Annotated in this window: 1 protein-coding gene; it reads left to right on the top strand. The window is 62.0% G+C overall.

The window, feature by feature from the left end; genetic code table 11:
- A partial coding sequence (locus LR961_RS19210) for an IS3 family transposase (RefSeq protein WP_232151579.1) occupies positions 1-112 on the top strand: 112 nt, incomplete at its 5' end.
- Positions 113-305: the final 193 nt, after the last annotated feature.

Here is a 305-nt window from a genome sequence, read left to right on the forward strand (position 1 = left end):
GCTACAGGCGGGACTGGATGAGTACATCCACTACTACAACCATGACCGCATTAAAATGAAACTCAACGGCCTGAGTCCTGTGGCTTACAGAACTCAAGCTGAGGTAGCCTAGCACCGACCGTCCAACATCTGGGGCGCAGCTCAGTTAATGTCCGACTGTAGGAGCGGGTTTACCCGCGAATACGGTGGCGGCGGCAACGGGGAGCGGCGGGTGGTAATTGGCCAGCAGGCCCGGCCCTTTCCCGGGTGCCCCCGCGCCTACAGGTGCCGTACCCGCGTAGCGCCCTGCTCAGGCGACGCAAGCC

This window comes from Stenotrophomonas sp. SY1, assembly GCF_021202945.1.
Lineage (GTDB): Bacteria > Pseudomonadota > Gammaproteobacteria > Xanthomonadales > Xanthomonadaceae > Stenotrophomonas.